25 protein-coding genes are annotated in these 25164 nt (G+C 66.8%); 11 read left to right on the forward strand and 14 right to left on the reverse strand.

Annotated elements, in window-relative coordinates; translation table 11 throughout:
- The first annotated feature begins 53 nt into the window (after window positions 1-53).
- Window positions 54-1043, forward strand: coding sequence for a dicarboxylate transporter/tellurite-resistance protein TehA (tehA, locus tag BM115_RS12290; protein ID WP_092294070.1), 990 nt, complete (start codon window positions 54-56; stop codon window positions 1041-1043).
- Window positions 1044-1111: 68 nt separating this feature from the next.
- On the opposite strand, the gene BM115_RS12295 is transcribed toward tehA, so the two are convergent.
- From BM115_RS12295 to BM115_RS12315, 5 genes are all read right to left on the reverse strand, one after another.
- Entirely contained in the window at window positions 1112-2119 is a 1008-nt protein-coding gene (locus BM115_RS12295; RefSeq protein ID WP_092294072.1) for a zinc-binding alcohol dehydrogenase family protein, read from the reverse strand.
- Window positions 2120-2149: 30 nt separating this feature from the next.
- Window positions 2150-3004, reverse strand: a complete 855-nt coding sequence (locus BM115_RS12300) for an alpha/beta fold hydrolase (protein WP_092294074.1) — start codon at window positions 3002-3004, stop codon at window positions 2150-2152.
- A gap of 31 nt (window positions 3005-3035) precedes the next feature.
- Window positions 3036-4082, reverse strand: coding sequence for an alcohol dehydrogenase catalytic domain-containing protein (locus BM115_RS12305; protein WP_092294076.1), 1047 nt, complete (start codon window positions 4080-4082; stop codon window positions 3036-3038).
- Window positions 4083-4092: 10 nt separating this feature from the next.
- Window positions 4093-4812, reverse strand: coding sequence for a hypothetical protein (locus BM115_RS12310; RefSeq protein WP_092294078.1), 720 nt, complete (start codon window positions 4810-4812; stop codon window positions 4093-4095).
- A 97-nt stretch (window positions 4813-4909) separates the two neighbouring features.
- Window positions 4910-5773: an alpha/beta fold hydrolase gene (locus BM115_RS12315; protein ID WP_092294080.1), complete on the reverse strand. Its 864-nt coding sequence runs from the start codon at window positions 5771-5773 to the stop codon at window positions 4910-4912.
- 412 nt (window positions 5774-6185) lie between these two features.
- Here BM115_RS12315 and BM115_RS12320 point away from each other — a divergent pair, with 412 nt between their 5' ends.
- Entirely contained in the window at window positions 6186-6827 is a 642-nt protein-coding gene (locus BM115_RS12320) for a response regulator transcription factor (RefSeq protein WP_092294082.1), read from the forward strand.
- Here BM115_RS12320 and BM115_RS12325 read toward each other — a convergent pair whose 3' ends face one another.
- Window positions 6828-8108, reverse strand: coding sequence for a sensor histidine kinase (locus tag BM115_RS12325; RefSeq protein WP_092294084.1), 1281 nt, complete (start codon window positions 8106-8108; stop codon window positions 6828-6830).
- A gap of 270 nt (window positions 8109-8378) precedes the next feature.
- On the opposite strand from BM115_RS12325, the gene BM115_RS12330 reads away from it, so the two are divergent.
- The 3 genes from BM115_RS12330 (at window position 8379) to BM115_RS12340 (ending at window position 10878) form a co-directional block, all read left to right on the forward strand.
- The gene (locus BM115_RS12330; protein ID WP_177219902.1) at window positions 8379-8768 is read left to right on the forward strand and encodes a response regulator transcription factor; all 390 of its coding nucleotides are present in this window, start codon (window positions 8379-8381) and stop codon (window positions 8766-8768) included.
- A 150-nt stretch (window positions 8769-8918) separates the two neighbouring features.
- Window positions 8919-9815, forward strand: coding sequence for a LysR family transcriptional regulator (locus BM115_RS12335; RefSeq protein ID WP_092294088.1), 897 nt, complete (start codon window positions 8919-8921; stop codon window positions 9813-9815).
- 109 nt (window positions 9816-9924) lie between these two features.
- Entirely contained in the window at window positions 9925-10878 is a 954-nt protein-coding gene (locus tag BM115_RS12340) for a GlxA family transcriptional regulator (protein WP_092294090.1), read from the forward strand.
- Window positions 10879-10903: 25 nt separating this feature from the next.
- Here BM115_RS12340 and BM115_RS12345 read toward each other — a convergent pair whose 3' ends face one another.
- A complete protein-coding gene (locus BM115_RS12345; RefSeq protein WP_092294092.1) occupies window positions 10904-11893 on the reverse strand; it encodes an AraC family transcriptional regulator in 990 nt (329 codons plus the stop codon).
- A 252-nt stretch (window positions 11894-12145) separates the two neighbouring features.
- On the opposite strand from BM115_RS12345, the gene BM115_RS12350 reads away from it, so the two are divergent.
- Together BM115_RS12350 and BM115_RS12355 are read left to right on the forward strand one after the other, a co-directional pair.
- Complete coding sequence (locus tag BM115_RS12350; RefSeq protein WP_092294094.1) at window positions 12146-13498, forward strand: nucleobase:cation symporter-2 family protein; 1353 nt, start codon at window positions 12146-12148, stop codon at window positions 13496-13498.
- A 3-nt stretch (window positions 13499-13501) separates the two neighbouring features.
- On the forward strand, window positions 13502-14899 hold the full coding sequence (locus BM115_RS12355) for an amidohydrolase family protein (protein WP_092294096.1): 1398 nt from the start codon (window positions 13502-13504) through the stop codon (window positions 14897-14899).
- A 37-nt stretch (window positions 14900-14936) separates the two neighbouring features.
- On the opposite strand, the gene BM115_RS12360 is transcribed toward BM115_RS12355, so the two are convergent.
- A complete protein-coding gene (locus BM115_RS12360) occupies window positions 14937-15713 on the reverse strand; it encodes a DUF899 domain-containing protein (RefSeq protein ID WP_092294098.1) in 777 nt (258 codons plus the stop codon).
- 381 nt (window positions 15714-16094) lie between these two features.
- Between BM115_RS12360 and BM115_RS12365 the strand changes: the two genes are divergently transcribed.
- From BM115_RS12365 to BM115_RS12375, 3 genes are all read left to right on the forward strand, one after another.
- The gene (locus BM115_RS12365) at window positions 16095-16838 is read left to right on the forward strand and encodes an acetoacetate decarboxylase (RefSeq protein ID WP_092294100.1); all 744 of its coding nucleotides are present in this window, start codon (window positions 16095-16097) and stop codon (window positions 16836-16838) included.
- Between the two features lie 47 nt (window positions 16839-16885).
- Window positions 16886-17668, forward strand: a complete 783-nt coding sequence (locus BM115_RS12370) for a 3-hydroxybutyrate dehydrogenase (RefSeq protein ID WP_092294102.1) — start codon at window positions 16886-16888, stop codon at window positions 17666-17668.
- A 63-nt stretch (window positions 17669-17731) separates the two neighbouring features.
- Window positions 17732-18934, forward strand: a complete 1203-nt coding sequence (locus tag BM115_RS12375) for a DUF3734 domain-containing protein (protein WP_092294104.1) — start codon at window positions 17732-17734, stop codon at window positions 18932-18934.
- A gap of 1 nt (window position 18935) precedes the next feature.
- On the opposite strand, the gene BM115_RS12380 is transcribed toward BM115_RS12375, so the two are convergent.
- From BM115_RS12380 to BM115_RS12405, 6 genes are all read right to left on the reverse strand, one after another.
- The gene (locus BM115_RS12380) at window positions 18936-19655 is read right to left on the reverse strand and encodes a response regulator transcription factor (protein WP_255370790.1); all 720 of its coding nucleotides are present in this window, start codon (window positions 19653-19655) and stop codon (window positions 18936-18938) included.
- A gap of 213 nt (window positions 19656-19868) precedes the next feature.
- Window positions 19869-21074: an NAD(P)/FAD-dependent oxidoreductase gene (locus tag BM115_RS12385; protein WP_092294106.1), complete on the reverse strand. Its 1206-nt coding sequence runs from the start codon at window positions 21072-21074 to the stop codon at window positions 19869-19871.
- Window positions 21075-21291: 217 nt separating this feature from the next.
- Window positions 21292-21792, reverse strand: coding sequence for an Ohr family peroxiredoxin (locus BM115_RS12390; protein WP_092294108.1), 501 nt, complete (start codon window positions 21790-21792; stop codon window positions 21292-21294).
- Between the two features lie 19 nt (window positions 21793-21811).
- The gene (locus BM115_RS12395; protein WP_092294110.1) at window positions 21812-22552 is read right to left on the reverse strand and encodes an SDR family oxidoreductase; all 741 of its coding nucleotides are present in this window, start codon (window positions 22550-22552) and stop codon (window positions 21812-21814) included.
- A gap of 148 nt (window positions 22553-22700) precedes the next feature.
- Entirely contained in the window at window positions 22701-23672 is a 972-nt protein-coding gene (locus tag BM115_RS12400; protein WP_255370791.1) for a GlxA family transcriptional regulator, read from the reverse strand.
- A 4-nt stretch (window positions 23673-23676) separates the two neighbouring features.
- On the reverse strand, window positions 23677-24249 hold the full coding sequence (locus BM115_RS12405; protein ID WP_143093881.1) for a CBS domain-containing protein: 573 nt from the start codon (window positions 24247-24249) through the stop codon (window positions 23677-23679).
- Between the two features lie 286 nt (window positions 24250-24535).
- Here BM115_RS12405 and BM115_RS12410 point away from each other — a divergent pair, with 286 nt between their 5' ends.
- Window positions 24536-25150, forward strand: a complete 615-nt coding sequence (locus BM115_RS12410; RefSeq protein WP_092294117.1) for a flavodoxin family protein — start codon at window positions 24536-24538, stop codon at window positions 25148-25150.
- Window positions 25151-25164 lie beyond the last annotated feature (14 nt).

Genomic DNA, 25164 nt, shown 5'->3' on the forward strand with positions numbered 1-25164 from the left:
TCTAACATTCCGGCTATCAGTCGCACGTTTTGTTCGACATCCGGAGGAACCTCATGACCCCCAGCAATATATCCGCCCCCGTCGCCGCCACGCGTGCCGGGTTCGCCGTTCCGGCCTCTGCCATGGGCATTGTGCTCGGCATGGCCGGCCTATCGAACTGTTGGCGGGTCGCTCATACGCTATGGGGTGTCAGCGCGGAGATTTCTGACGCGCTCTTTGCGGTCACCACGCTCATCTGGGCCGTGCTCGTGCTCTTGTACGCCGCCAAGTGGGTGGGGCATCGTAGCGAAGCATTGGCGGAGGCACGACATCCCGTCGCCTGTTGCTTTATCGGCTTGATCCCGGTGGCCACGCTGCTGATTGCGGTCTGGCTACACGGTTACGTTCCAACGTTGGGGCGCGCCCTGATCGTGGTGGGCGTGGTTGCCCAACTGGCCTTCTCGACGTTCCGCAGCGGCGGCATGATGCGAGGGGGTCGCAAGCTCGGCGATACCACCGCGGTGATGTATCTACCCACCGTGGCGGGCAACTTTGTCTCCGCGATGGCCATGAGTTCGCTTGGCTGGATGGATCTCGCCAAGCTATTCTTCGGCGCCGGCCTGTTCTCGTGGCTCGCGATCGAGTCGATCCTCACCTACCGACTGCATCTTGGCGACGAACTGGCCACTGCGGTGCGACCGACACTGGGTATCCAGTTGGCGCCACCGGTAGTTGGCGCGGTGGCATACCTTGCCGTCACAGGTGGCAGCCTGGACTGGCCCTTCTACGCAATGTTCGGTTATGGCGTCCTGCAGCTACTGTTCCTGGCGCGGCTCGCAACCTGGTTTTCGGTGGCGGGCGCGACACCGGGTTTCTGGGCGTTCAGCTTCGGGGTCACCGCGCTGGGGCTGTCCTGCATGCGCGCCGCGACCATCGCACCTGCTTCTCTATTCGCGAACCTCGCATTGCCCCTGTTCGTCTTCGTCAATCTCTTTGTCGGCGCGCTGTTCCTGATGACACTGCGCCTGTTGCTGCAAGGTCGTCTGTTCCGTCGCACCACTTAACCGGCAGTCACGAAAGCGCGCCCAGGACCGCAAACGCGGTTCTGGGCGTTGCGCCTGCCTTGCCTCGGCTAGCTACGCTCGAGGACTATCTTCCCGACGGTCTTGTTGCTCTCCAGCGCTGCATGCGCACGACGGAGGTTTTCGGCCGTGATATCGCCGTAGTGCTCGCCAACCGTGGTCTTCAGCACACCCTCATCGAGCAATGCCGCCACGCGCCCGAGCAGCTTGTGCTGCGCGATCATGTCGGCGGCCCGGTACATCGACCGCGTGAACATGAATTCCCAATGCAGCGAGATCGACTTGCGCTTGAGCGGCATCGCGTCCAGCGTTGCGGGATCGTCGATCAGCGCCAGTTGTCCCTGGGGCTTGAGCAGGTCGACGATCTGGGCGTAGTAGCTGTCCGTGTGCGTCAGGCTGATGACATGCTCGACCTGAGGCAGCCCCAACGCCGCCAGTTGCGGCTGCAGCGGCTGGCTGTGGTCGATCACATGGTGCGCGCCTCGCTCGCTCACCCACTTCCGGGTCGCGGGCCGGGAAGCCGTGCCAATGACCGTCACGCCGGTGAGCCTGCGCGCCAACTGGATCAGGATCGAGCCGACACCACCGCTCGCGCCGATCACCAGCAGGCTCTGTCCCTGGCCGCCACCCTCGGGGATGCGCAGCCGATCGAACAGCAGCTCCCACGCCGTAATGCTGGTCAGCGGCAGCGCCGCAGCCTCGGCGGGCGCGAGCGAAGTGGGCCGATGCCCCGCAATCCGTTCGTCGACAAGGCCATACTCGGCGTAGCTGCCCTGGCGCGTGATATCGCCGGCGTACCAGACCTTGTCGCCCACCTTGAAGAACTCCACCGCAGCGCCAACGGCCTCCACCGTGCCGACGGCGTCCCATCCCAACACGCGCGGCGCGCCCGGCTGCACACCGAGGCGTAGCTTGCTGTCCACCGGATTCACTGCAATCGCCTCGATCCGGACCCGCAGATCACGGGAATCCGGTTCCGGCCGCGGGAGGTCCACCTCGTACAAGGCACGCGGATCCTCGATGGGTAGCCCGGCCTTGTCGTAAACAATCGCTTTCATTCTGCTTGACTCCTCGATAGATAGAACAGGCTACGCGCCGCGCAGGAACTCGCGCACGTGCGCGACGTAGGTGGGGGCATACTGGAAGAGGGCCCCGTGACCGGCGTTCGGATAGACGATCAATGTCGCATCTGGCAGACCCTCCGCCAGCACAAAGCTGTTACGCGTAGGGATCATGGTGTCGTTGTCCCCATTGGTCACGAGCACGGGATGCGGAATCTTGCCGAGCTTGCCGGTGACGTCACCCTCCCAGTTCGCCCAGGCGATCATCGCGCCAAGTTGCGCCGGCGCAACCTCGGTGCTGGCCGGCAGGTCCGGCTCGCCGGTTCGCGATGCAAGGCGCTCCAGGAAAGCTTGCGCAGCGGCGGTGCCGGCGGGCGTCGCCGGGAAGAAGAGCCGCTTGAGTTTTTCCGGCATCGGCATCTCGCCATCCGTGTAGATCGCAACCAGTTCGGGACGATCCATGCCGGCACCCTCGCCGCCCTGCGGCGCACTGCCCGACAGGATCACACGCGCCACCAGTTCCGGTCTGGTGATCGCGATATCCTGCGCGAGAAAGCCGCCGAGCGAGTAGCCCAGGATGTGGCACTTGCGGAGTGCGATGGCGTCGGCGAACCGCAGGACATGCCGGGCCATGGCCTCGATGGTGGCCGGCACGGCACCGCCGGAGCGTCCCACCCCCGCGTTCTCGAAGAGGATGATCTCCCGGTCCGCGGACAGCGCGTCGATGATCGCCGGGTCCCAGTTGTCGAGCGTGCCAGTGAAATGCTGGAGGCAAAGCAGGGGGCAGCCGCCGTTTGCGTTGCCGAAGCGCCGATAGGCGTAGCGGACGCCCTCGGCTTCGGCATACTGCGTCGGGGCATTGGATGAGGTTACGGGTGTCATGCTGGTGTCCAGTGTTGTTCAGCCATCGTTGTCATGCCGCCGCGGAGCCGTCGTACGCGGGCATGACCAGCACCGCCCGGAACCGGACATCGGCACGCATCATGCGGTCGTAGGCTGCCTGCGCCTGCTCCAACGGGAAGGTCTCGATCATGGGCCGGATGCCCTGCAAGTTGGCAAAGGCCAGGGTCTGCTCGTTGTCGAAGACCGTTCCCGTGAGAGCGCCTACCACCGCACGCGCGCCGAACACGAGGTCCATTGCCGTCAGCGAGATGGGGTCGCCCGGGACTGCCACGACGACCAGCCGTCCGCGCGCCGCCAGGCCGGGAACGAGCGCCGACATGCCGGCGCCCGTAGGTGCCGTTCCCAACACCACCTTGGCCCCGCCGAGACTGCGCAGCACGGCCACAGCGTCTTCGCTTTCCGAGTCGATATAGCGATGGGCGCCCAGCTCGGCCGCCAGTTCCGCCTTGTCGGCGCCACGCGCAATCGCCACGGTATGGAAGCCCATCTTGCGCGCGAACTGCACCGCGAGATGGCCGAGGCCGCCCAGTCCATGGACCGCCACCACGTCGCCGGCCCGCGCATTGGCGTTACGCAAGGCGTTGAAGGTGGTCAGGCCGGCGCACAGCAGCGGAGCCGCCTCGGCAGCGTCGAGTTCTTCCGGCACACGTACCAGCCCGCGCGCTTCGGCGAGCATCCGTTCGGCGTAGCCGCCATCCGTCGTCATGCCCGTAATGACCGGGCTCTCGCAGTTGACGATATCGCCCTGCCGGCATGACGGGCAGCTACGGTCTTCGCCGGCCAGGAAGCCTACGCCCACGCGCTGGCCGATGCGCCAACCATCGACACCATGGCCCAGTGCCTCGATCCGGCCCACGACCTCGTGGCCGGGCACCATGGGCCGCTCCGGGTCGGCGGGAGCGCGCCCCACCGTGGCGCTGTCCGAGTGGCAGACGCCGCACGCTTCCACGCGGATACGGACCTGTCCGTGTCCAGGCTCGGTCACCGGGCGATCGATCAGCGCCAGCTTGCCAGGCGCCACCACTACGGCGGCGCGATAGGTTTGCGTTGCAGTCATGGTTGCGCCCTCACTCGAAGCGGAAGTCCGACAGATCCACGCCCACGATCAGCGGCTCCGCCATCGCCAGGTTCTCGGGCGTGCGCGGGTAGATGCGCATGCGCGTCGGCATGCGAATGCCCTGCACCTCGACATAGTCGGAAAGGTAGCGGGCGGCGGCGTTACGGCCCTGGATGTCCACCTCGTAGTCATGACGGCGCAGCAGGCCGTCCGCGTCGAAGTAGTAGGTCTGCTCCGCGCTATGCGTGGCCACGGCATCGGGGAAGGTCACACGCAGACGCCGCCAGGAGAGGCCGTCCACCACCCACGGCTCGATCTCGGTGGCACGCACGCCGGGGTGGCGCAGCACGAATGGCGACGTCAGATACGTCCACATCGTGTAGCCAGCGAAGTACGCCAGTTGGGCATTCGACCAGGGGGTCTCAAGCTCGAAGCCGGCGAATGAGGCACGGGGGTTCGAGAGGGTCTCGACCGGCGTACCGTCCGGTTGCAGGATCTCCACGCGCGCCGGCGTGAAGACCGAGTGGTTCGTGGTCGGTGCGAAGGGTTCGTGCGACACCCGTTGTGCGTGAAGGTCGACGGTCACGCGTGAATCCGTCAAGACCCCTTCACGTTGCTTCAGCGTCCACAGGACACCCGTGTGGTGCAGGCGCGCCGACACGCGCTGGAAACCCTGGAAGCGTTCGAGGCCACCCGCGGCCTCGATGGCGAAACTGATCAAATCCGACATGCTTTACCTTTCTGAAGACGAAACGATCCACTTCGACGCTGACGCGCGAAGGTGGGGAAATGGTGCGACCGGCGCGCCGTGTGCCGGTCGGTATCCGCTAAGCGTGGGTATCGATGAAAGCGGCCACGTGCCGAGCAGCCGCAACAGGAAACTGGAGGTGGGGACCGTGCCCGGCGCGCGGGAACGTCACCAGGTGGAGGGTCGGCAACTGGTTGTTCAGCGCATACCAGTTCTCGACCGGGAACACGATGTCGTGATCGCCGCCCACATGCAGCACCGGAATGTGCGTGGACTTGAGCGCGTGAAGCACGGCTTCGACCGGGAAGGCGGGGTTCCGCGGCCCATCGCCAAGTTGGGCGCCGGCCCATTGCCATGGCACCTCGGGGCTGACGTCGGCTTTGCGCGCGGCGAGCCGCTCTGCGGATTGCCTGGCCGCCTCCCGGCTCTCCGGAGAGGCCGGCTCGAAGAACAGGCTGACGAAATCGTCGAAGTCGTTCTCGCGCTTGGCCAGCGTATAGAACAGCGCCTCGCCCGGTTTGGCCAGCTCGCCCGGCGGTGTCGTGGCGAGCAGCACGGCGTGGCTGACGAGCTGAGGCGCCAGTGTCATCACGAGTTGGGCAGCAATACCGCCGACCGACCAACCGCCGATGATGACCTTGCCGAGGTCTAGCGCGGCGATCAGGTCGATCGCATCACGGGCCAGCGACGCAGGCTGATAAGTCGGCTCACCGGTGGATTGCCCCATGCCACTGTAGTCGAACACGGTCACCTGGAAGCCCTGGCTGGCCAGGGAATCGAGGAAGAGAGGATCCCAGGCGTCCATGGTGCCCCGGAACCGCACGCAGAGCACGACCGGCTTTCCACGCCCGAAGGTGCGATAGGCGAGGCGCCGTCCCGGCACGTCGGCGAACCGGGTTTTCGCGGTGAGGCTTGCCGAGACTTCGGCCGTTGAAGCATTCATTGAGTCCAACCTTGCATGACCATCGATGCACTGTGAGGCACGGATGCCAGGCCTTCATGATTCCCGCTCCGCAGAAAATCTCAAACGACATTTATCGTGAGGTTTTCGGACATGCGGACCCTGAATGCCGTGCCGCGCCCTCCCAATCGCGGCGCTTTCGATGCGCGCCGCGCCAGCATCAAAACTAGCCGCAAAGCCAGACCGGATAAAGCGTGGACGCCTGAACAGTACATCCGTGCGGGCCGAACAATGGGTCTCCAATGCCGCGCTGACGCCAGTTTCCCGCACGTTTCCGGGGCATGACACGTTCACTTCGCACAGGGGGGATATGCGACAATCGCCGCGACCTTGAAGACAGAAACACAACGCTGTCATCGCGGTTGGTGCGTTTTTTAAACCCGTGAAGTGAAGCATGTCCATGGATGCCAAGACACAGGACGCGACGTCAGTCGTCTACATCGTCGACGACGAGGAATCGACCCGCTCGTCATTGACCAACCTCCTGCGTTCCGTGGGATTCACCGTCCGCAGCTTCGAAGGGACAGCGGCGTTCAAGGCATCGGCGAGCGCGAACGTACCGGGCTGCCTGCTACTCGATGTTCGCCTGCGTGGAGAGAGCGGATTGTTCTTTCAGCAGCAGGAGAAGGCGAACCACCGGATGCCGATCATCTTCATGACGGGATATGCCGACGTGAGCATCTGCATCAAGGCGATGAAGGCCGGAGCTGCGGACTTTCTTCTCAAGCCATTGGCAGAGCAGGATGTCATCGACGCCGTGACGGCCGCCCTGGCATTGGACAAGACCCTGCTCGATGCGGATCACGCGCGCAACAAGCTGGCGCAGCTCTATGACTCGCTGACCGCGCGCGAGCGCGAGGTGCTGGCCTACGTGGTAGGCGGCGCGCTGAACAAGCAGATCGCTGCCGGCATCGGCATCAGCGAAGTCACTGTCAAGGTGCATCGTGGCACTGCCATGCGGAAAATGAAATCGAACTCCGTCGCCGACATCGTGCGCAAGGCGCAGATGCTTGGCATCGAGCCGATGTGGCGCTGATCAGGGCCGCCGCGCCTGTCCTTGCACGCCCGGCAGCGTAAAGCAGAGCGTCGCGCCCTCGCCTCCCATCGACTCGGCCCAGATGCGGCCGCCGTGGGCCTCGATGATCGACTTCGAGATGGACAGGCCCAGGCCCATGCCTTCGGCCTTGGACGTCGCGAAGGGCTGGAACAGCCTCTGGAACGCTTCAGCGTCGATACCCGGCCCGGAATCGGCCACCTTGAACCGAATGCTGTCCTCGCCTTCCGGCTCCGCCTGCACGGCGAGACGGCGTACCGGCGCATTCGTTCTCGCTTCGATGGCGTGGATACCGTTCAGTAGCAGGTTGCCCAGGACTTGCTGCAGCTGCAGACGGTCCACGAACACTCGCAGGCCGGCATCCACGTCAGTTTCCACGACGATGCCCTTCGCCTCCGCTTCAGGCGTGATCAGGAAGATCGCCGACGCCACCACTTCGGCCGCCGACTGCAACCTGGCCTGCGGCGGCGTATGTGTCATGAAACCGCGCAGCTTGTGGCAGATCTCGGTGGCGTCGCGGGCCCAGCGCGCTGCGTCGCGCACGGATGACTTGGCTTCCTCCATCTCCGGCTGGTCGCGCTCCAGCCATCGGGCTGCGGCTTCGATCGACGTCCTGGTCGCGGACAGCGGCTGGCTGATCTCATGCGTGATCGACGCAGCCAATTGTCCGATCAGTGCAATGCGTCCGGCGCGTGCCATCTCGGCGCGCATCGACTGCAGGCGGCTGATGTTCTCCTGGTACTCGGAGATGTCGAACGCGAAGAACTGCAGCCGCGCATAGCGGGCAGGCTGGGCCGGCAACGAGCAGCGCCATACGATGGGGATCGTCCGTCCGGTCAGCGACGTCAGCGTGCGCTCGCCCTGACAGGCTGTCGCGCCATCGAACATCGCCTTGAGTACCTTCGAGTTGCTAAGCCGGCTGGCGGGAAGCAGGTCCCTGGCCTTCGCGAAGAAAGATGCCCGGGAGTCCGCATCGAACAACGCCAGCGCGGCGTCATTGGCGTCCACGAAAACGTGATGACGATCGCGCAATTCCTGGATGGCCATCGGATTGGCGTCCAGATAGGCCTCCAGATCCGTCACGCCCTCCGCCTTGCGCGCGTCAACCCATTGCCGGATCCCGGACCAGTCCTCGATCAGGATGGGAATCGGCGCGAAGCGAAAGGTCTCATCCCCAGGATGGCTACACGATGCCAGGCGTGGACAGGCGTCGGGGTCGATTGCGATCTGGGGCGTGGAAGCTTCGGGGCTGGGATGGATCATGGAAGACGGATATGGGCGGCAGGTCACGCGGGCGCCATGGCAATCATGCCGGACCGTGGATGTACCGGCATCTATACGAACGTATAGTCTGCCGCCCTGTGGGCCTTGAAGCTACGGCGCCACCAGCCCCGAGGCCGGAGGCTTCTTCGGGACAAACCCGATGTGCCATGGCGTACGTGCCGCGATACGTCCGTATAAGTGTCCCCGGCACCGCGATTGCGCTAATGTCCGGGCGAGAGACCCTTCGCCGCGTTGCGCTACCGATATGTCGTGTCAGTCCTGACGCCCGTGCCTGCCAAGATTGTCTGTGTCATCGATGATGAACCGTCCGTCCGGAGTTCCACCGGCGCGCTGATCCGCGCGCTGGGTTGGGGCGTCTCCTTTTTCTCGTGTGCCGAAAGCTTCATCGCCCATCCGAGCAGCACCGCCTACGACTGCCTGATCTGCGATATCGCGCTGGAAGGTATCTCCGGCCTCGAACTGCTGCGACGGTTCCGTCATGCGGGGCACGCAACACCGTGCATCTTCGTCACCGCCCATGGCACGCCTCGAAACCGTTCCGAGGCCATGCAGCTCGGTGCGGCATGCATGCTCGACAAGCCGGTGGATCCTGATGAGCTGGTCGACTGGATGTCACGCATCCTGGGTTCGATACCCTGACGCGACACGCGCCCGGCCCGTGCCGCCACGTTGCGCACGGTTATACGAACGTGTCGCCCACCATGCGCCAATCGCGACTATTGCGGGCGTGCTGCCGTCCCTACACTCGACGGCATCACCAATCGAGCTGATGCACAGGGGAAACCGGCCATGGAACGCATGCTGCAAGCGATGGAGGTATTTGCGCGGATCGTCGAGTGCGAGAATTTCACGCGTGCGTCGAGTCTTCTCGGCATACCGAAGGCCTCGGCGAGCTTGCTGATCCAGCAGCTCGAAGTCCATCTGCAAGTGAAGCTGCTGCACCGGACGACGCGCCAGGTTCGACCCACCCCGGCCGGCATGACCTTCTACGAACACTGCCTCAAGATACTCCTCGCCATCACCGACGTGAAATCCGTGATCGGGTCCAGCGCGGGCAAGGCGAGCGGCAAGCTGCGTGTGGAGCTGCCGGGCGATATCGCACGCCAGCTGATGCCGCACCTGACCCAATTCCGGCATGAGTATCCGGACGTCAGCCTGCAGATCTCGACACCGCGGCACGCCTCGAACCTGATCCGCGATGGCATGGACTGCGCGATCAGGCTGGGCGAACTCGAGGATTCCTACAGTTTCAGCCGCCGGATAGGGAGCTACCGCCTGATCACCGTGGCAAGCCGGCTCTATCTGTCGCGGCATGGATGTCCTGCCAAGGTAGAAGACCTGGCGGGGCATCGCACGGCTCACGCCGCACAGCACGGTGCCGGCCGCCCTTGGGAGTTCGCGTTCGAGCTTGGCGGCCGCCACACGCGGCATCCTGTGCCGGAGTCCATCGCCTTCGACGACATGGACCTGCTGTTGCACTACGGTCTCCAGCATGGTGGCGTCATTCAGGTCTGGGATGCGGTGGCACGACCCTATCTGGCCAGCGGCCGGCTCGAGGAAGTTCTCGCCGATTGCCGACCCGGCGTCCTCCCGATTCACGCCGTCCACTCGTGCCGAACGCGGGAATCCATGTCGCTGCGCGTGTTCGTCGACTGGCTGTCCGCCGCGCTCGAAGCCGAGCATTGAGCCGGCGGTCAGGATCGCCTGGCACCATTCCCAGTCTCCACGATGCCGCACGTACATTTCGCTTGACATCTATAATCCGGGTTTTCAGGCAGCGGTAGGGGTGGAAAGGATGCATCGGATCGGCTACTTCCTGACAGATGGCTTCCAGGTCATGGCCATCGGCACCCAATCGGTGTTCGAGTTCGCCAACGTCGTGGCGCGTGAGCGTGTCTACAGCGTGACGAACTACTCTCTGGATGGCGGCGAGGTGCAAGCGTCCCTCGGCGTTTCCGTCAAGACGACACCCGTGCATGCGAGCACCGAGGCCGACACCTGGATGATCAGCGGCATCGTCGATCCGACCCAACGCACCAGCACCGCCCAGGAACTGGATTTCGTGCGGACGGCGTCGGAGCAGTCGCGCCGCACGGCGGGCCTCTGCACTGGGGCCTTCGTGCTGGCAGATGCCGGCCTGCTCGACGGCAAGCGGGCGACCACACACTGGGCGTTCGCCGAGGCGCTGCAGGCGCGCTGCCCTGCTGCGCGTATCGAGCCTGACCATATCTTCGTGGCGGATGGCGCCATCTGGACGTCCGCCGGCCTGACGGCAGCGATGGACCTGGCCCTCGGGCTGGTCGAGAAGGACCTGGGCAGCGAGGTAGCCACCAAAGTCGCTCGCGTCATGGTGATGAACCAGCGGCGCGCGGGCGGCCAGCCCCAGCAGTCCGAGCTGCTCAAGCTCGCCCCCAAATCCGACCGCATCCAGACGGCGCTCGAATATGCGCGCCAGAACCTGTCGCGGCCGTTACGCATCGATGAACTGGCGCGGGCCGCACATCTCAGCACGCGGCAGTTCCAACGCATCTTCCAGTCCGAGACGGGCCACTCCCCGGCGAAAGCGGTTCAGCAGCTTCGCATCGAAACGGCACGCACCATGATCGAGCGCGGGCGCCATTCCCTGGAAGTGATCGCGCGGGAAACCGGCTTCCGCGATCGCAATCATCTGCGAGAGGTCTTTGTTCGCACCTATGGCGCAAGCCCGCAAGAATTGCGCAGGGATGCCAGGACGCTGATCGCCGCCTAGCGAGCGTGGCGGCAGGCGATCCCCCTCAGCCCCGCAACGTCACCGAAGGCAGCTCCCCAAACTCCCGCTGGTACTCGCGCGAGAACAGGCTCAGGTGGGTGAAGCCATGCCTTAGGGCGATGGCGGATACCGCGCCCCGTTCCAGGGTGGCGCGCTGGAGGTCCGCGCGCGCGGCCTGGAGGCGCAGCACGCGCAGGTATTCCATCGGCGTGGTGTTCTTGGCCTTGCGGAAGCCCAGTTGCAGCGTGCGCTCGCAGACGCCGCAATGGGCGGCCAGCGCGCCGAGCGTGATTGGCTTGTCGAGGTGGGCGCGCAGGTAGCGGATGGCGCAGCGCACGTAGGCCGGCAGGGCGGCGTGGAAGCCGCGCGGGAGCAGGCTGCCGTCATGGCCGAACTGGTCCACCAGCAGCGTGCCGAGGATCAGCCGCTCGATGGCGGCGTCAGTGGCCGGCAGCGCGGCGCCATGCGCGCGGGCGTCGAACTCGGTGCGCAGCCACACCATCATGGCCTGCCAGCGCGGCGTATCCACGGCGTGGAAATCGAAGACCAGCGGCGCCGGCGCGTCGAAGCTGAAGCATTCCAGGAACGCCGCTTCCAGCGCCTGCCGACGGATAACCACACTGAAGCGCTCGCAGTCGGCATCAGGCTGTAGCCGCACCGGCAGCGAAGGCGAGAACACGCGCACCGCGCCCACCGGCATCTCGTCGGCGCTGCCCTCCATCACCAGCCGGCAGCGGCCCGCCGTCACGGTCTGGATCACGAACTCGTCCTTGCCGACGCGCGGCTCGATCTCCATCGCCCGGCCATAGCGCGTGGTGGCCAGCGTCAGGTGACCGATCTGGCACGTGCGCAGCTGCACGTCGGGCGTCGCGTCTTCGGCATTTCCGACGCTTTCCCCTACATCGAGCCGCGTGGGCCCGAACACCCGCGCGGAGAGCGACTGCACGTGGTCCAGCGCCCGCGCGCGGCCAGCGTGGGCCGTGTTGCCTGTCTGCGATGCGGCGCGCTGCGTCATGGCACGTCTCCGGTGAGGTGCGGCCATCGTAGGAGCCACGCTCCGCTCGGGCAAGTCAGGGAAACCCGCTGTGCCGTGCCCCTGTCCGGATCTCGCGCGGTTTCGTTTCGATGCTGGCGGCTTCGTATCGATGCTACGGCCGCCGCGCCGCGCTCGCTACTGTCAGGGCAGGCGGCCACGCGGCTGCCGGCGGCAGCACGGCCCGACCACGATCGGCCGGCCCGCCCTTCCAACATGGCAGGAGACAACCCCATGCAACCCCCAATCCACCCCGTCGACCAGATGCTGCCCGCCCGGGCGATGGTCTCGCTCGGCTTCCAGCACATGCTGGTCAGCTACCTCGGCGCCATCGCGGTGCCCATGATCGTGGCCGGCGCGCTCAAGATGACGCCTGCCCAGACCACGCTGCTGATCAGCACCGCGCTGTTCACCTCGGGCATCGCCACGCTGCTGCAGACCGTGGGGTTCTGGAAGTTCGGCGTGCGGCTGCCGTTGATGCAGGGCGTGGCGTTCGGCTCGGTGGGGCCGGTCATCGCCATCGGCAGCGACCCCGCACTGGGCTTCAACGGCGTCTGCGGCGCGGTGATCGGCGCCGGCATCCTCACGCTGTTCCTGGCGCCGGTGATCGGCCGGCTCAAGCGCTTCTTTCCGCCGGTGGTGAGCGGCTGCATCATCACTGCAGTGGGGCTGTCGCTGTTCCCGGTGGCCTACCAGTGGACCGGCGGCGGGCACGGCGCCAAGGAGTTCGGCTCGCCGATGTTCTTCGTGGTGGCGTTCGGCACGGTCGCGCTGATCCTGTTCGTGAACAGCCACGGCGGCAAGCTGGTGCGCAGCCTGGCGGTGCTGATCGGCCTGCTGGTCGGTGGCGTGGCGGCGTGGCTGCTCGGCATGGGCAATTTCGACGAAGTGGCGCGCGCGCCGTGGTTCACCCTCGTCACGCCGTTCGCGTTCGGGCTGCCGACCTTCAACGCCGGCGCCATCGCCACCATGGTGATCGTGATGGTGGTGCAGATGGTCGAGTCGATGGGGTTGTTCGTGGCCATTGGCGACATCGTCAAACGGCCCGTCACCGAGCGCGAGGCCACCAACGGGCTGCGCGCCAACGGGCTGGCCAGTGCCATCGGCGGCATGTTCGCCGCGTTCCCGTTCATCGCCTTCATGGAGAACGTGGGCCTGGTGATCGTCACCGGCGTGCGCAGCCGCTGGGTGGTGGCCACCTGCGGCGTGATGCTCTGCGCGGTGGCGCTGGTGCCGAAGATCGGCGCGCTGTTCTCGTCGATCCCCTCGGCCGCGCTCGGCGGGGCCACGCTGGTGATGTTCGGCGTGGTGGTCGCGGCGGGCATCCGCACGCTCGGCCAGGTGGACTACGAGCGCAAGCCGGCCAACCTCAGCGTGGTGGCCATCACGCTGGGCTGCGCGTTGATGCCGGTGATCATGCCGTCCCTGCTCGCCAAGCTGCCGGCCGCGCTGCAGCCGTTCGTCCACAGCAGCGTGATCATTGCCTGCGTGGTGTCGGTCTTCCTCAACCTGCTGCTCAACGGCATCCCGGCGCGCGACGAGGAGCCGGCGCTGGCCGTCGCGCCCGAGCACATCCCGGAGATGTAAGCCATGACCCCTCCCCTCTCCCCTTCCCCGCAAGGCAACCTGCTGGTGCGCGGCGCGGCGGCCGTGATGACCGGCCGGGCCGGCGCCGCGGCACGCGCGGGCGCCGTCGACATCCGCATCCGTGATGGGCGCATCGCCGAACTGGCGGCCGGGCTCGTGCCGGGCGCCGACGAGACGGTCATCGACGCCACCGGCTGCGTGGTCTATCCCGGCTGGGTCAACACCCACCATCACCTGTTCCAGAACCTGCTCAAGGCGGTGCCGGCGGGCATGAATGCCGATCTCCAGGCATGGCTGGCGAGCGTGCCCTACCCCCGGCTGGCGCGCTTCACGCCCGAGCTGTTCCGCACGGCGGTGCGGCTGGGCATCGCCGAGCTGCTGCTGTCCGGCACCACCACCTGCGCCGACCATCACTACCTCTACCACCACGGCCACGGCGCGGAAACCGGCGACGCGTTGTTCGAGGAAGCCGAAGCGCTCGGCATGCGGCTGGTGCTGTGCCGGGGCGGTGCGATCCAGTCGGCCAGCGACCATCCCGGCATGCGCGCGACCGCGCTGGTGCCGGAGACGCTCGACGAGATGCTCGGCGATATCGAACGCCTGAAAGCCCGCTACCACGACGCCGCGCCAGACGGGCTGCGCCGCGTGGCCGTGGCGCCCACCACGCCCACGTTCTCGCTGCCCCCCGTGCTGCTGCGCGAGGTAGCCGGCTTCGCCCGTGGCATGGGGCTGCGGCTGCACACGCATCTGTCGGAGACCGACAACTACGTGCGCTTCTGCGCGGAGAAGTACCGCTGCACGCCGGTGCAGTTCGTGGCGGACCACGACTGGCTCGGCCCGGACGTCTGGTTCGCCCACCTCGTCACCGTCACGCCGGACGAGATCCGCATGCTCGGCAGTACCGGCACCGGCATGGCCCACTGCCCGGTCAGCAACGCGCGGCTCGGCAGCGGCATCGCGCCGGTGCGGGCGATGGCCGATGCCGGCGTGCCGGTGTCGATCGGCGTGGATGGCGTGGCGTCGAACGAGTCCGGCAGCATGGTGCACGAGGCTAATTTCGCTTGGCTGGTGCACCGGGCGCTCGGCGGCGCGACGCAGACCCGCGTGGAAGAGGTCATCCACTGGGGCACGGCCGGCGGCGCGCAGGTGCTGGGCCTGCCCGGCGTGGGCACGCTGGCGCCGGGGCAGTCCGCCGATCTGGCGATCTACGACGTGGGCGGCCTGCGCTTTGCCGGCTTCCACGACATCGCCACGGCCCCGGTGGCGGCGGGCGAACCGACCCCAGTACGCGATGTGTTCGTGCGCGGCCGGCACGTCGTGCGCCAGGGCGAGGTGGTAGGGCTCGACGTGGAGAAGTTGCGCCAGGAGGCACGCGACGCGCTGGCGGTGCTGATGGCGTAAGCGGCTTGCCGAAAGCCGCCGCAGGGTGCGGCGGCGTTCAGGGCTTCTTCTCCGCCGCCGAGGCTTCGCGGAATGCCTTCTCGCCGGCGGTGGATATCTCGACCCACTTCTTGTCGGGCGCTGCGCCGTCCACGTAGCTGTCGTGCCAGTTCCACCATTTGTAGGTGGGCGTCTGCGGGTAGCCTTCGGGCGAATCCTCCCAGAGTTCCTGACGCCCCAGCGGGGTGATGTCGAGGCAGTTCCAGGTGTTGCCCATCTGCTCGTCGCCGCGATTGTTCAGGAAGTAGGTGCGGAAGATGCGGTCGCCGTCGCGGAAAAAGACGTTGGTGCCATGCCATTCGTCTACACCAAAGTCGGCATCGAAGCGGTCCGTGATGGTGAACCACGGAATGTCCTTCCAGCCCATGCGCGCCTTCAGCCCCGCAATCTCCGCCTGCGGCGCGCGCGAGACGAACACCAGCGTGGTGTCCCGGGCGTTCAGGTGGGACGGATGGGCGATCTGGTCGGCCACCAGCGAGCAGCCCCGGCAGGCATGCTCGGGCCAGCCGTGCACGCCGGGCTCATAGAAAGCGCGGTAGACGATGAGCTGGCGCCGGCCGTCGAAGAGGTCCGCCAGGCTGCGCTTGCCGTCGGGCCCCTCGAATGTGTACGGGGTGTCCACCGCCATCCACGGCATGCGGCGGCGCTCGGCGGCCAGCGCGTCGCGCGCGCGGGTCTGGGCCTTCTCCTTCACCAGCAGCGCCTGGCGCGCTGCCTCCCAGGCGTCCGGCGATACCACCGGCGGGGTCTTCATGTCCTTGGTTGATGTCGTCATGGTTCGCTATCTCCTATGCGTCCTGTACGGGGCGATCCCAGCCTAGTTTGGCACCCGGAGTCGGGATTGGGGAGTAACAAGGCTGACGGGATTGCGTAGGGCGCGGCCCCGGCTGTGCCGTCGTCGTCACAATCGATCATCCGTCCGACGCCATCGGCTACGCCTCAGGGATGATGGCGGCGCCGTCGGTATAGCGCCGGCCCGTCCCCCATCCGCCGCAATTCGCCGCCAGCCCTTGCCAGCACTGGCCGCGCGGCGGTCGATACCCACGTCTGATGGATTCCCCCCCGCCGGCCTTCCAGAATGAACCGGACCGTCACGGCTCACTGTCATGGGGACAGCGACCGCGCCGCACGGACCGCCTTCAGGAGGCACAAGCACATGGACGTCCAGACCATCCGGGAGCGCGCGTTCGCCGCGCCGCTTTGCAGCCCGGCCTATCCGATGGGACCGTACCGCTTTCTCCATCGGGAGTTCTTCGTCATCACCTACCGCACCGACCCCGAGCGGCTGCGCGCCGTGGTGCCGGAGCCGCTCGAGATTGCCGAACCGGTGGTCCACTACGAATTCATCCGCATGCCGGACTCCACCGGCTTTGGCGACTACACCGAGTCCGGCCAGGTGATTCCGGTGATCTACCAGGGCCGGCGCGGCAACTACACCCATGCGATGTTCCTCGACGATCACCCGCCGCTGGCGGCGGGGCGCGAGCTGTGGGGTTTTCCGAAGAAGCTGGCCACGCCACGCCTGGCGGTAGAGACCGACACGCTGCTGGGCACCCTCGACTACGGTCCGGTACGCGTGGCCACCGGCACCATGGGCTACAAGCACAAGGCGCTGGACCAGCAGGAGGTGCACGACGCGCTGGCGAACACGCCCAACTACCTGCTGAAGATCATCCCCCATGTGGACGGCACGGCCCGCATCTGCGAGCTGGTCTGCTACTTCCTCAAGGATGTGGACGTGAAGGGCGCCTGGAGCGGCCCGGCCGCGCTGTCGCTGTTCCCGCACGCGCTGGCCCCGGTGGCAGACCTGCCCGTGCTGGAGGTGCTGGGCGCGAAGCACTACGTGGCCGACCTGACCCTCGGGCTGGGCGAGGTGGTCTTCGACTACCTCCAGCGCTAGCCCCAATCCCTTTTCTCTTTCCCTTCCCCTCTTTCGGAGAAACAAACATGAAGCTCCAAGGCAAATCGGCCATCGTGACCGGCGCGGCAAGCGGCATCGGCAAGGCCATCGCAGAAACGTTGGCCCGTGAGGGCGCGGCCGTAGCCGTGGCCGATCTCAACGCGGACGCCGCCAACAAGGTCGCGGCCGAGATCGAGGCCGCTGGCGGCCTGGCCATGGGCGTGGCCATGGACGTGACCAACGAGGATGCCGTCGAGTCCGCCACGGCGGCGGTGGCGGAGCGCTTCGGCGGCGTGGACATCCTGATCTCCAACGCCGGCATCCAGATCGTCGCCCCGATCCACGAATACAGCTTCGCGGACTGGAAGCGCATGCAGGCCATCCACCTCGACGGCGCCTTCCTGACCACGCGCGCGGCGCTCAAGCACATGTACCGCGACAACCGGGGCGGTACGGTGATCTACATGGGCTCGGTCCATTCGCACGAGGCTTCCCCGCTGAAGTGCGCCTACGTGGCCGCCAAGCACGGGCTGCTGGGCCTGGCGCGCGTGGTGGCCAAGGAAGGCGGCGAGCACAACGTGCGCTCGCACGTGATCTGCCCCGGCTTCGTGCGCACGCCGCTGGTGGACAAGCAGATTCCGGAGCAGGCGCGCGAGCTGGGCATCAGCGAGGAAGAGGTGGTGCGCCGCGTGATGTTGGGCGGCACCGTGGATGGCGTGTTCACCACCGTGGAGGACGTGGCCGAGACGGCGCTGTTCCTGTGCGCCTTCCCCTCCACCGCGCTGACCGGGCAGTCGTTCGTGGTCAGCCACGGCTGGTACATGCAGTAAGGGCGACGGGCGCCCCGTGGGAAACCCCGGGGCGCCACACGCCAACCGAGGCGAGGAGAAGACATGTTTCTCGAGAAGCAACCCCTGCAGGGCAGCTCCGGCGCCGCGCGGGCAAGAATCGAAGTGGATCGCGGCTATGCCGTGCGGGCGCTGGTGCTGCAAGGCGGCGGCGCGCTGGGCTCCTATCAGGCGGGCGTCTACGAAGGGCTGGCCGAGGCCGGCATCGAGCCGAACTGGGTGGCGGGCATCTCCATCGGCGCGCTGAATGCGGCCATCATCGCCGGCAACGCCCCCGAGCACCGGGTGGCGCGGCTGCGCGAGTTCTGGGCCCATATCTGCCGGCAGCCCTGGCTGCCCAGCCTGTTCCCGTACGAGACGATTGCCGACAGCGCCCAGCACTGGCCAGACCCGCTGCGCATCTGGTTCGATGGCATCGAGGCCGCACGCGCACTGGTCGAGGGCCAGCGCGGCTTCTTCTCGCCGCGCGTGTGGCGCACGCCGGGCGCCCACAGCGCGAGCTACTACGACACCTCGCCGCTGAAGGCCACGCTGGAGCGCTTTGCCGACTTCGACCGCATCAACCGCCATGCCGACATGCGCGTGTCGGTGGGCGCCGTGAACGTGCGCACGGGCAACTTCGTCTATTTCGACAATACCCAGATCACGCTGCGCGCCGAGCACTTCATGGCCTCCGGCGCGCTCCCGCCCGGCTTTCCGGCCGTGGAGATCGACGGCGAGTACTACTGGGACGGCGGCCTGGTCTCCAATACCCCGCTGTCGGCCATCCTGCAGGCCAAGCCGCGCCGCAACGCGCTGATCTTCCAGGTGGACCTGTGGAGCGCCCAGGGCGCGCTACCGGAAGACCTGATGGCGGTGGCCACGCGCCAGAAGGACGTGCAGTATTCCAGCCGCACGCGCCTCATTACCGACTCGATGAGCGAGCAGCAGAACTTCCGCCGCCTGCTCAACGACGTGCTGGCGCTGGTGCCCCCGGCGCGCCGCCAGACCGAGGCCTACCTGCGCGCGGCGGCAAGCGCCTGCGATGCGCGCCGCAACGTGATCCAGCTGATTTACCGCGATAAATCGTTCGAAGGCAGTGCGAAGGACTTCCAGTTCGGGCCGCTGACGATGCGGGAACACTGGACCAGCGGGTTGGACGATATCCGCGACACGCTGAGCCGTCCGGAATGGCTGGCCATGCCCACGCATGAGGAACCGTTCGTGACGCACGACATCCATCGGCAAGAGGCCGAGGACGCTCAGTAACTCAGTAACCCATCGCCGCCGGCTGGGCCGCGCCATCTCCCGGGCGCGGCGCGGCCGGGCTGGCCCCGCGTGGCGGGCACAGGCCGAGTTCCAGCGCCATCTTCACCAAATCGGCGAAGGTGCGCGCTGCCATCTTGCGCATGGCCCGGGCGCGATGGATCTTGATGGTGACCTCGCTGATCCCCATCTTCCCGGCAATCTGCTTGTTCATCAGGCCCGAGGCGGCCAGCGTCATCACTTCCCGCTCGCGCTCGCTGAGCGTGGCATAACGGGCGCGCAGGTCGTCGCCGCATTGCAGCGCGTGACGCTTGGTGCGATCGACGGCAATTGCCGCCGACACCGCGTCGAGGAAATCCTGGTCCCGGAACGGCTTGGTCAGGAAATCCACCGCGCCGGCCTTCATCGCCCGCACCGACATCTCGATATCGCCATAGCCGGTGATGAAGACCACCGGCAGGCACATGCCGCGCTGGTTCATCTCGCGCTGCACCTCCAGCCCGTTGGCCACCCGCAGGCGCACGTCGAGCACCACGCAACTGGGCGAGTCGTCGATTTTCACCGCCAGGAACTCTTCCGCCGTGAGGAAGGAACGCGAGCGCATGCCGACGGAGCGCAGCAGGTTCGCCAGGGCGTCGTTCATGCCGGGGTCGTCATCGACGATGTAGATCAGCGGTTCGAGGGGGGCGCAGCCGTGAGGGGACTTCGGTGGCAGGGATTTCACGATGGGCTCCGGGTCTTGCAGACAACAATTTCAGTTGCTGGAAGTCTAGGCAGGCAGACGGCAGCCAACAAGACGCATGCCCGGGAGGCCGCGTTTCCAAGTCCGCACCAATCGCCCCGGATACGGACGACAAAAAAAGAACCGACGGCCCCGGAGGAGGAAGCCGTCGGTCAAACGGGATGGAGGAGACAGGATGGAGAGAAGCGGGACGGCTTAGAACGTGATGTTCGGGTTCCCGGCGGCCAGCGCCTGCTCGCGCACTGGCGCGGGCGGGTAGATCCACTGGGTGTTGATCATCATCTTGCGTTCCTTGCCTTCGGCGTGCGTCAGCTTGACCTGACGGTCCCAGCCTTCGGTGTAGACCGCGCCCCAGCTGCCCAGGTCCAGGCAGGTGGCGTAGAACGGCTGGCTGTAGTCAAGCGTCGGCAGGCCCAGCAGGTCGGCGGCCACGTTGTGGCCGGCAAAGCGGCCCATGAACAGCGCGTGCTGGCAGGACATCAGCGAGTAGTGGTCCTGGTCGTCGGTGAGCGCGCGCACCACGTCGCCGGCGCCGAAGACGTCCTTGGCGCCGATCACGCGGAGGTCAGGCGTCACGTCCATGCGGCCCTGGCGGTCCAGGTTCGGGGACACCTGCTTGGTCAGCGTGCTGGCCACCATGCCGCCGGTCCAGATGATGGTGTCGGTGTCGATGCGCTCGCCGGTGGCCGTGACCACGCCGGTGGCGTCCATCGACACCACACCCGCACCCAGGCGGGTTTCGATGCGAAGCTGGTCCAGCGCTTCCAGAATCTGCGGACGCGGGCCCGGGCCGAGGTCGGGGCCGATGGCCTCGTTACGCTCCACCACCACGATGCGCGGCTGGTAGTCCTTGCCGAAGATGGCGCGCAGGCGCTCGGGCAGCTCGGTCGCCACTTCCAGGCCGGTGAAGCCGCCGCCGACCACCACGAAGGTATTGCGGGAGGCCGTGCTCGGGCGCGCGGCCAGGCCCTGCAGGTGCTCGCGCAGCTTCACGGCCTCGTCGATCTGGTCCACCGCGAAGGCATGCTCGGTCAGGCCCGGCAGGGGCGGACGGAACAGGCGGCTGCCGCTGGTCAGCACCAGGCGGTCATAGCTGACCGACTGCGTGTCGCCGGAGGTGGTGGTCACATCGACGCTGCGGTCGCCCGGGTGAACCCGGTCGACGGTGCCTTCGATGAACTTCACGTTGACCGCGTTCAGCAGCGGCAGCAGGGGCACGGCCATCTGCTCAGGCTGGGCTTCATGCAGGCGGGGGCGCACGTGCAGCTCGGCCTTGGGCGATACCAGCGTGATCTCGACCACGGTGTCCGCGTTGCGCTCCATGTCCACGACACGCGCCGCACCGAGTGCGGACCAGACGCCGGCGAAGCCGCCGCCCACAATCAGAATCCTTTGTTTCATGGTCGTTTCCTCTTTATCTCAGCCAGGGGTGCCGCCGGGCACGGCAGCGATGGGATACCTACGGGAGGGCAGGGCACCGCTGCAGTGCGGGGACACTGCGGCGGTGCGGCTTGGTTGCCGTCCTGCTTGGGATGAATCGTAGGTGGAGGGGCGGTGGACCGGAAGTACCGCCACGGTACGCACGCTGTTGCCGCGCAGGCACCAATCGAGGGTGTACTCAGTGGGCGATGGCGATGACGCTTCGCATGCCCTCGCGGGCCATCTTGGCGTAGGGGCACATGCGCTCGGTATTGCGCACAAGCTCCTCGGCCACGTGCCGTTCCACACCCGGCATGCGGATGCGGACGTCCGCGATCAGCGCGTAGGCGCCATCGGCGGGGTCGCGCCCGAACGCGACCTCGACGGCCACGGTCATTGCTGCGACATCGACGTGCGCGCGCTTCGCGATCAGGCTCAGCGCGCCGTGGAAGCAGGCGGCAAAGCCCGCCGCGAAGAGCTGCTCGGGATTGGTGCCGCTGCCCGGGCCGCCCAGCGCGGCGGGCAGCCGCAGGTCCAGCATCAGATTGCCGTCATCGGATCTCGCCACCCCGGATGCACGGCCGTGCTCCGCCGTGCCGCCCGATACCGTGACGGTGGTCGTATACAGCGCGGTGAAGCCCTGGCCCCGGTATCGGTCGAGCAGCGTCAGCGGTGGAGGTTCCAGCCTCTCGTTATCCATCGTGTCTCCCGGCTGGTTGTTATCGATGCATCCAGTCGCTGAAGCTGATGTGGCCGAGCCGCGCCTCCCCTTCCGGCACCAGCGTGCCCTCCTGGAGTTCGGCGCCGAAGTAGCGCGCGTCCGGATCCGCCACGGCGGTCTTGGTAGCGCCGGTGGCCTTGAGGTAGCGCTGTACGAGGCCGCTCATCTGGAAACGCTCCGGGCCGGCGATGTCGACGATGCCGTTGACCGGCGCGGCCAGGGCGGCGTCCGCCACGGCGTCTGCCACGTCATCCGAGGCAATCGGCTGGATCAGCGCGGGCGTGATGCGCAGCGTGTCGCTGTCTCCCGCCGACTGGACGATGGCGCCGAGGAATTCGAGGAACTGCGTGGAGCGGACGATGGTGTAGGGGATGCCGGCGCCCCGGATCAGCGCTTCCTGGGCGATCTTGCCGCGGAAATAGCCGCTCTGCGCGAGCTTGTCCGTGCCGACCACCGACAACGCCACATGATGGGCGACCCCGGCGGCCTTCTCGGCGGCGGCCAGGTTGCGGCCGGACGTCTCGAAGAAGTGCAGCACCGCGTCGTCGGCGAACGAGGGCGAGTTCGCCACGTCCACCACCACCTTGGCACCGGCCAGCGCCTTGTCCAGCCCTTCGCCGGTCAGCGCGTTGACGCCCGACTTCGGCGAGGCCGCCACCACGTCATGCCCTTGCGCGACGAGACGCGCCACGACCTTCGTGCCAATGAGGCCGGTTCCGCCAATGACCACAATCTTCATGATGCTTCTCCTTGCTGAGTGCTGCGTTGCCGAGGGGGGATGAATTCACCCTCATGCTAGACACCGGCGGCGCGTGGCGCCAGACCGACGCCAAGCGCACGGTGTTTCCTGTTTCGCACCAATCACAAGGAGACGTACAAAAAGAAGGCTAGCGGTTCACCTGCAGGCGGTATTCGCTGGGGGAGAGGCCGAAGTGGCGCTGGAAGGTCACGCGCATGCGCTCCTCGCTGCCGAAGCCGCATTCGTTGGCAATCTGGTCGATGGCCCGGTTCTGGTCCTGGAGCGCCCGCCGGGCGGCTTCGAGCCGGAACAGCTCCACGCCCTTGGCCGGCGTGCGGCCGGTCTTCTGCTTGTAGACCCGTGCGAAGTTGCGCGGGCTCATGCCGACATAGTCGGCCAGCTGCTCGACGGAAAGCTCGGCCCGGGACAGGTTTTGCACGATCCACATATGGAGCGACTCGAACACCGGCACCTGCCGGCTCTGCGTGATCAGCATCTCGCTCAGTTGCGGTTGCGCGCCGGGCCGCTTCATGTACACCGCGAGTTCCTTGGCGGTGTTCAGCGCCACCTCGTGGCCGTAGTCGGCCTCCACCATGGCGAGCGCGAGGTCGATGCCGGTGGTGACGCCGGCCGAGGTCCAGAGATGCTGCTGTTGCACGAAGATGGCGTCGGCGTCCAGGTCCACGCTGGGAAACAGCTCGTGGAAGCGGTCGCGCATCGCCCAGTGGGTGGTGGCACGCTTGCCGTCGAGCAGGCCGGCGAAGCCCAGCAGGAAGGCGCCGGTGCACACGGACGCCACGCGCCGCACCTTGCACGGCGCGTCGTGCAGCCAGGCGATCAGCGACGCGGAATGCTGGGCCACGTCGATGATCTTTGGGGAGCCCGGCACGATCACCGTGTCGACAAGGCGCAGATCGAACGTCTCCAGCGACTCGACCTGCAGCATCGTGCCTTCCGCCGACGGTACGGCGCCGCCATCCAGGCTGGCGGTATGACAACGGTAGCCCGCCAGCCCGTGCTCGTGCGCGTAGCGGGAAGCGGCCCAGAACACGGTTTGCGGTCCGGCCAGGTCGAGCAGGCTCACTTCGGGATAGACCACGAAAAGAATATTGCGTGGCATCTGTTCAATGTTCCCTGCGTACGGCGTAGGTGTCTGGCCCATGGCTGGTAGCGCTGAAATCGGTGGATGTTAAGTCTTGCGGACAATCTGGCGCAAGACCGTGACCGGCGGATGTCGGGCTGCCTGGTGGACCCGGCGGACCCGGCGGCACGTGGCGCAGATCGATCACGGCCTGCATCAGCGCAGGGCGTTCGACCATGCCGAGGTAGGCACCGTCCCGGGTCACGACCAGCGGGTCCGCCGGGTGCCGGTGCAGCGTCGGTGTCAGTGCCCGCGCCAGCTCGATGACCGTGGCATCGATGCAGAGCCGGTGCGGCGCGTGCGAGACGAACTGCACGCAGTGTTCACGATGGATCCAGCCCCGGTAGCACGGCAGCCGCACCACGTCGCCAATCAGCTCGCGGCAGATCACCCCCACCGGCACCTCCCCCCTCAGCACGGCCACCGCGCTGGCGGTGGGATGCTGGGCCAGGATCCGCAGCGCGTCACCCAGGGACTGCGTGTGCTGCACGGCGGGAATTCGGCGCAGCAGGGTCGGCAGCACAGCCGTTGGCACGCGATACGGGTCTTGTCTCATCGGGGAGTCGGGGGGCCCACGCTGGCGCAGGCTGGATCGGGACACTGTCAGAGCGAGTCTAGTCAGGCGCGGGATGGTGAACAAGACACCTGGCGCGGCCACGAAGTTTCCCCGTACGCACCAATCGCCCGGCCGATGCCCGGTACGTGCCGAACGCGGCTGGCAGCTTGGCAGGAATTATGGGAACGCTGTCATTTACGTCACATTGGCCCCTAATTACCATCGAAGCAAGTCCAGAACAGGCCGAAAAACCGGCCGGCATCGAAGTCTTTAGTGAGAAGCAAGCATGAACAATGCAGTACGCGTCGCGGTGGTGTACCACAGTGGGTATGGTCACACGCGCCGACAGGCGGAAGCCGTGCACGCGGGCGCCGCCAGTGTCATGGGGGTAAGGAGCGTGCTGATTCCCGTGGAAGACGTCGACGCGCACTGGAAGGACCTGGAATCGGTCGACGCGGTCATCTTCGGCACGCCCACCTATATGGGTAGCGCCTCCGCGCAGTTCAAGGCGTTCATGGACGCCTCGTCGCAGACCGTGTTCGCCACCGGCGCCTGGAAAGACAAGGTGGCCGCCGGTTTCACCAACGCGGCCTCGCGCTCCGGTGACAAGCTGAACACGCTGCAGCAACTGGCGATTTACGCCGCGCAGCTCGGCATGCACTGGGTCAACCTGGGCCTGCCGCCCGGCCACAACCACTCCGGCTCCACCGAGGACAGCATGAATCGTCATGGCTACTTCCTTGGCGCGGCGGCCCAGAGCGATGCGGATGTCTGCGCCGATGACGGCGCCACCGCGGCGGACCTCAAGACTTCAGCCTACCTGGGTGCGCGCGTGGCGCGTGTGGCCCTGCAACTGGCGGCCGGCCGGGCCGAGCTGGCCAAGCTGTCGCTGGCGGCGTAATCCCCGCGGCGGCC

Source organism: Cupriavidus sp. OV096, assembly GCF_900115455.1.
Classification (GTDB): domain Bacteria; phylum Pseudomonadota; class Gammaproteobacteria; order Burkholderiales; family Burkholderiaceae; genus Cupriavidus.